This is a genomic window from Bacillus sp. XF8 (assembly GCF_017498755.1).
Lineage (GTDB): Bacteria > Bacillota > Bacilli > Bacillales > Bacillaceae_G > Bacillus_A > Bacillus_A bingmayongensis.
In genome coordinates this window covers 1-5,952 of the sequence record NZ_JAGDQK010000081.1, presented here as the reverse complement: position 1 = coordinate 5,952, position 5,952 = coordinate 1, and the positions used below count along the sequence as shown (strand labels likewise).

General features: G+C 30.5%; 8 protein-coding genes. 5 read left to right on the top strand and 3 right to left on the bottom strand.

Translation table 11 applies throughout. The annotated features are described in order from the left end of the window. The first annotated feature begins 305 nt into the window (after positions 1-305). A complete protein-coding gene (locus tag J4P91_RS28015; protein WP_207996700.1) occupies positions 306-914 on the top strand; it encodes a DUF3967 domain-containing protein in 609 nt (202 codons plus the stop codon). Positions 915-1,578: 664 nt separating this feature from the next. After that, positions 1,579-1,740, top strand: a complete 162-nt coding sequence (locus tag J4P91_RS28010; RefSeq protein WP_207996699.1) for a hypothetical protein — start codon at positions 1,579-1,581, stop codon at positions 1,738-1,740. A 66-nt stretch (positions 1,741-1,806) separates the two neighbouring features. Here J4P91_RS28010 and J4P91_RS28005 read toward each other — a convergent pair whose 3' ends face one another. Continuing rightward, positions 1,807-2,571, bottom strand: coding sequence for a CsxC family protein (locus J4P91_RS28005; protein ID WP_207996698.1), 765 nt, complete (start codon positions 2,569-2,571; stop codon positions 1,807-1,809). A 739-nt stretch (positions 2,572-3,310) separates the two neighbouring features. Between J4P91_RS28005 and J4P91_RS28000 the strand changes: the two genes are divergently transcribed. The 3 genes from J4P91_RS28000 (at position 3,311) to J4P91_RS27990 (ending at position 4,279) form a co-directional block, all read left to right on the top strand. Beyond that, complete coding sequence (locus tag J4P91_RS28000) at positions 3,311-3,412, top strand: YjcZ family sporulation protein (RefSeq protein WP_207996697.1); 102 nt, start codon at positions 3,311-3,313, stop codon at positions 3,410-3,412. Positions 3,413-3,460: 48 nt separating this feature from the next. After that, on the top strand, positions 3,461-3,577 hold the full coding sequence (locus tag J4P91_RS27995) for a YjcZ family sporulation protein (protein WP_207996696.1): 117 nt from the start codon (positions 3,461-3,463) through the stop codon (positions 3,575-3,577). A 123-nt stretch (positions 3,578-3,700) separates the two neighbouring features. Next, positions 3,701-4,279 carry a hypothetical protein gene (locus tag J4P91_RS27990; protein ID WP_207996695.1) on the top strand — a complete coding sequence of 193 codons (579 nt, stop codon included), beginning with the start codon at positions 3,701-3,703 and terminating at the stop codon, positions 4,277-4,279. A gap of 422 nt (positions 4,280-4,701) precedes the next feature. On the opposite strand, the gene J4P91_RS27985 is transcribed toward J4P91_RS27990, so the two are convergent. Continuing rightward, complete coding sequence (locus J4P91_RS27985) at positions 4,702-4,863, bottom strand: hypothetical protein (protein WP_207996694.1); 162 nt, start codon at positions 4,861-4,863, stop codon at positions 4,702-4,704. Between the two features lie 227 nt (positions 4,864-5,090). Next, positions 5,091-5,639: a MerR family transcriptional regulator gene (locus J4P91_RS27980; RefSeq protein WP_374192075.1), complete on the bottom strand. Its 549-nt coding sequence runs from the start codon at positions 5,637-5,639 to the stop codon at positions 5,091-5,093. Positions 5,640-5,952: the final 313 nt, after the last annotated feature.

Below are 5,952 nucleotides of genomic sequence, written 5' to 3'. Positions count from 1 at the left end.
TTGTTTAATTTATATGCATCATTTTATACATTGTTGATATAGCAAGGATTCTAGGGGTCCTCGCTATTCTTTTTTTGCATAAAATCTTGTATAAATTAAACAAGATTTTGATGTTGTTATCAAGAAGTAATGAATATTTGATTTTAAAATCGATATGTGTCTCTAAGCTCGGGGCTGTAATACGAACTAAATACATTACTGATGTGAAGATTATGGAAGTTAAGAATGAAAACAAGTGATACGTGAATTATTAGGAAAAAGGGTATATCATTGCTATAGCGAATATATTTTTGAGGTGAGACGCTATGAAGACGTTATATAGTCCTGGTGACGTGGCAGAGCAATTAGGTATCCAATCTAGTACATTACGTAAGTATGCTGATGTACTAGAAAAAGAGGGTTATACTTTCATAAAGAATGAACGTGGGCATAGGAAGTATAGAGAAAGTGATGTAATGGTGTTTCGTAAAGTTATCAACCTAAAGAAGGACACAGACATGACATTAGAAAACGCTACAAAACAAATAGTATCATGGCATCAAGGCGTTGAGGTATTGCCATTAGAGCGACACGAAATTGAGCGCTATGAAGAACCGGATTTCAACGCTACAACGCTACAGACGATGATTCAAGATCAAAAAGAAATCATTGAAAAACAAAATGAGTTGCTTCAGGAATTAACCAAACGACTAACCGAGCAAGACCAGCGATTTATACAAAGAGAATCAGAGTTATTGAGCGCTATACAAACGACACAGAAATCCCAGGCACTTATAGCGACGAATATTAGCGAAGACATGGCGAAGAACCAGGGCCGTGATGAAATACTTATGCAAACAATAAAAGAAGTCCAGGAAGTTAAGAAGATGATTGCAGCAAGTAAAGATAAGAAATGGTATGAGTTTTGGAAATAATCTTTTGAAATTTGATTAATTAAGGAGTGAATTGAAATGGGAAGATACCCCCAAAACGAAAAAACTAACTTCTTATCCAAAAAAGATAAGTAGGATTATGTGAACTAACAGTTGATAACCTTTTTATATTCAACATATAATTTTAAAAATGTCTCCGTAGCTTTAGAAGGGAAGAGCGCCGGAAAACATTGTAGAACCGGGTCGCAAAGCAAAGGTTTCAGAAGCACCGAAAAGCAAATGAGCTGAGACAGGTGAAACTCCTGTCGGTGAAATTCCGTAGGGAAGCGTGTTCCCCTTAGCTTATGCTTACGAAAGGAGTGCGGGTTCGAATCCCGTTGGAGGCACTAGCTTTTCTTTTGATTATTATTTGAATAACAGGTACCAATGTTAATTAAGTAAATTATATGTATTTACTTCCGATAAACTGACTTATGTAAAAACTAGTATGGATCTAGTTTTTTTTTGTTTATGGAGTAACTTTTAAGGGTGTTATTATTACTGCACAACGAGTTTTGAATACAGAATTAATGCAGATTTTTCCGGTTTTTAGTTGGAATCCTTTTTCAGACAAAGTTAGAAGAATAAAAGGGAAATCTGAGAATACATTTACAATTGTGAGAAAAAATGTTCTTTGTTTGTTGTGAATAAAAAGGAGGTATGTCTGATGAATATTATTCATATTGAAACAAAAAATCATTATAAAAGTGAAAAAGAAAATGAAATGGAAACTATACCAATTATCAAGCGGGTATATTATGAAAATGGAGAGATTAAGTTTGAAATATTAGAAGAGAAAAAAAATCCTATAACATGGTTAGATAAATAAAAAAGGTACTCATTTGAGTGCCTTTTTTATATCTTAAGAAACAAGAATATTAATGAGAATTTTTAATTAGCAGCCAGCTTGTCCAGTTGATCCAACTCTTACTTGTTGAGTTTGTAATACTTTCAAAGTAAGATCAAGAACGATTTTTTCACGTAATTTGTCAAATTCTTTTACATGATGTTTTTTATCACATGAGTCTTCATGATGTTTATCATGATCATCATCACATGGTGAAAAATCAAGCTCATAAAATTCTGCACTAATTAATTCACAAAATGGTTGTTCATTATAGACAACATTATTTTCAAAGAAGAATTTGTCTAGACGAGGAACATCAGTGTTTTTTGGATTAATGAAACGAGCCCTATTTTCCGAAGAAAAAGCTATAATTGGGAAAGAAAGAAAGTCATCTTCAGTTAAATCAGCAAAACCAGAGAATCGAACTTTTGCAATTTTATCATGAATCACGCCATTGCAGTCTTTAGCAGCATATTCAATATTTTTACGAATGAAACCTTCTACAAACAATTTTGCTCTTGTTACTCGTAAAAATCCTGTTTTATCAATTTTTTCATATTCAACAGGTACTAGTTTACATTGTTGTAAAAATACATCTTTTAAGACTCTTTTAATTTCTACTGCTGGTGGACAAAGTGGAATATTTGCTTCTACTACAATTTGAAGCGTTCTTTCTGCTAATACAACTGGAATTTTAATTATTGGATTGTTTGTAAGAACTGGCGTTGCTTCAGTATCACTGAACGGAGTTTGTGTTTCTGATTTAACCTTACAATCCTTGTTATGATCGTGTTTGTATTCTTGTTCACTCAATTAAAAAACCTCCATTATTTTATTTTTTGAGTGTTTTTATATCTACTTTAATATGATATTTAATATATCTATTTGTGTGCAGGCTTGTATAATAGTTATTTTTCTCATTTTGAAATAAGAAAAATTAGATTAGATTTAATAAAATTCATTGCACTATTTTGAATAGGAAAGCATATATTATAGTGTGGGACAAGCGTTGGACACTTGTTTTGCACTTATATTGAAATCTCCTAAAATAAAAAAGGAACCTACTAGTAGGTTCCTTTTCTTTTAGAAAATGGACATTTAAATCACGACTTATAATATGGAGGTAGGACCTTGTATACAGTAATCTATGTGTATATAACTAAATAGGGGTACCCACTAGCATTTCGGAAAAAAACCACGCTAAGAGCATGGAAGATTTTATACAATTTTTCAGATAATTCAGTAACAAATAAGAACCCTAAAACCGCGCCAGGATAGGAATTTATAAAAAATACATAGATCAAAAAGAAGGTTCCCTTGTGAGAGTAGGGTTCCCCCTTGTCCTTGCTACCGATAATTGTACGTTATGTTAAACCTTACATGGATTTTTATTCATATGCGCTTTTCACAATGGAAAGATAAATATTTTTATATACAAAAAAATAAAATTCTGCATAGAACTTCATTTTAAAAGTTAATAAAAAGACATAGAGTCATTTATTAACCTGCTACATATATTGTTAGTATATTGTACAAGCAAGGAGGTGTCTGAATGAGCTACGGTGGTACTAATGGCGGTAGTTGTGGCGGATTTGCCTTAATCTTAGTCTTGTTTATTCTACTTGTTATTCTTGGAGCAACTGTATTTTGCTAATTTCAAAGTTCCATTTTTAGTTTTTTTCATATAAAAGGAGGTGATATAATGTCTGGATATGGTGGTGGTGGTTTTGCACTAATTGTAGTGCTATTTATTCTGCTTATCATTATTGGTGCAACTAGTTATTTTGGTGGAGGATGTGGTAACTCTTCTAAATCTTAACCCCCTTGTTACCCTTTTTAAAATTTAAATAATCGATTGCTTCACATTAATGTGAAGCAATCTTTCTTTATTACTATAGTTTATGTTTAAAACCCCACTCTTGTTCTTTTAAAGGAGGAAAAAATGAAATCTTTACCTTTTTATCCAAACAATTCTCAAATACCTCAATCGTCTGCCCCTGAATATAAACGTGTAATCATACAAAATTCAAAAACAAAAGAAATTTTAAAACAAGATATAGAAAAATCCATATTAGAAATAATAGACAAGTATCTGAAAGAAGAAACACACGAATCACAAATACAAAAAAATTACCACACCATAAAAGATGGAGTAGATAAAGCAACTCAAAAAATCTTTAAAAAATCACTTAAACAAAACATACACAAAGCACATTCTCCACATCCAGACGTCTCTTTTAACGAAACAAGCTCGGATTCATATGATTCATTGTTTAATCAAACTAGTGATAAACCGGACTCTCATCATTCACACACTACAAATAATTTTCAATTTAAAGTCCCTTTCTTAGGCATTACAGTTGATTCCCAAGAAATTCTCGACATCACTAAAACTGTATTTATCAATTTATTAATGAAAAAATTGCAGGACCCTGAATTTTTAATGCGTATTTTAAATAGCGAAGGTGGACATAAATTACAAAAACTTATCGCCACACTATTCGGTAATTCTAATAAATAAAAAGCCTTAAATTAATTTTTTCAAAGAGGTACGGCAACGATTACTTCTTTTTCGAACCACTTACAAAACTTTCAAATGTATGATAAAACAATGACTTTAAAATAATTAGATTTGAAATCTTCAAGAAAATTTTCTTTTAATGTGTTCCGTAAATAAATCTTGTTAAATTCATCTCAAAAAGCTAACGGAACTCTAATTCTGTTAACTAAAATGACAAGTGGCTCCAAAAAGAAATAATCGTTTCCGCACCCTTCTTACACTTACAACAATCACTATCCCAACTCATTTTCTTATACCTCCTCTCAATCAAGAATTATATTATTCTATATTTCAACAAAAAAATGCTTGTTTACTAATATATCTCATATTTTCTCAAATGATTAGATAAATAAAGAAAAGGCACTCGAATGAGTACCTTTTCTTTATTTATCTAACCATGTTATAGGAATTTTTTTCTCTTCTAATATTTCAAACTTAATCTCTCCATTTTCATAATATACCCGCTTGATAATTGGTATAGTTTCCATTTCATTTTCTTTTTCACTTTTATAATGATTTTTTGTTTCAATATGAATAATATTCATCAGACATTCCTCCTTTTCCCCACAACTTTATTCACAACAAAAAACAAAGAATCCTTTTTTCACACAGTTATATATGTATTCCTATATTTTCCTCTTATTCTTCTAATTTTATAGTTGGAATCATAAATTAACCTTTTAATCAATTTTTTCATATTTCATTTATACATATAACAAGATGGTTAAAATGGTATTATTTTACAAAAAAACAGTTAAAATCTTTAATGAAATTAATCTTTAAAAAAACGGAAAAAACCTTTCCATTTTTGTTTTTGATTCTGTATATTTCTAATGTTTTCAAGTAATAACTGATCTCGTTTCTCTAGCTTTTTCTCTATAAAAATTTCTAATTCACTATTTTTTTCCTCTACTTTGGTTAGTTTTCTTTCAGTATTAACTAAATGTTCTTTTGTAGTAACTAATTCATTTGTAATCTCTTGCAACTTTTGAATCAATGCTTGATTGAATTGATTTTGTAATTGCTGATTTTCTAATACTTCATCCATTTTTTTTTCTAATTCTGCTTTTTCTTCCCTTGAAACAAATAAATCAAGCTCTCCATTCCGCCACGCACGAACTTGATCATACGTCCATTTCTGTACATGAATTTTCTCTTTTATCCCTTTTAATTCTTCAATATTTTCCTTCGAGTATCTACGATGTCCTCCCTGACTTCGTTCAATTTGTATATTAAACTCATTGGACCACACTTTTAACAAATCAGGAGTAATCCCTAAATCCTCCGCAACAATTTTCGGTGTGTATGTTTCCAATTTCATTCCCAATTTGAATTCCTCCTCATAAAAACGGAATAAATATTTCTTCAGGAAAACATTGTTATATCAATATTTATATCAAATTCGGAAATTACTTAAAACTGATTTTACAACCGATTTTAAAAACGAAATCATTCCGGAATTCATACCGATCTTACAACCGATTCCTTTTTATTTCTTCATAACAACATCAAAATCTTGTTTAATTTATACAAGAATTTATACAAAAAAAGAATAGCGAGGACCCCTAGAATCCTTGCTATATCAACAATGTATAAAATGATGCATATAAATTAAACAAGTGTAGAAACAAGAA

Excerpts from the sequence above, each read along its gene's own strand:
- J4P91_RS27985 (WP_207996694.1), bottom strand. The coding sequence starts at position 4,863 with ATGAATATTATTCATATTGAAACAAAAAATCATTATAAAAGTGAAAAA.
- J4P91_RS28000 (WP_207996697.1), top strand. The coding sequence starts at position 3,311 with ATGAGCTACGGTGGTACTAATGGCGGTAGTTGTGGCGGATTTGCCTTA.
- J4P91_RS28015 (WP_207996700.1), top strand. The coding sequence starts at position 306 with ATGAAGACGTTATATAGTCCTGGTGACGTGGCAGAGCAATTAGGTATC.
- J4P91_RS27995 (WP_207996696.1), top strand. The coding sequence starts at position 3,461 with ATGTCTGGATATGGTGGTGGTGGTTTTGCACTAATTGTAGTGCTATTT.
- J4P91_RS28010 (WP_207996699.1), top strand. The coding sequence starts at position 1,579 with ATGAATATTATTCATATTGAAACAAAAAATCATTATAAAAGTGAAAAA.
- J4P91_RS27980 (WP_374192075.1), bottom strand. The coding sequence starts at position 5,639 with ATGAAATTGGAAACATACACACCGAAAATTGTTGCGGAGGATTTAGGG.
- J4P91_RS27990 (WP_207996695.1), top strand. The coding sequence starts at position 3,701 with ATGAAATCTTTACCTTTTTATCCAAACAATTCTCAAATACCTCAATCG.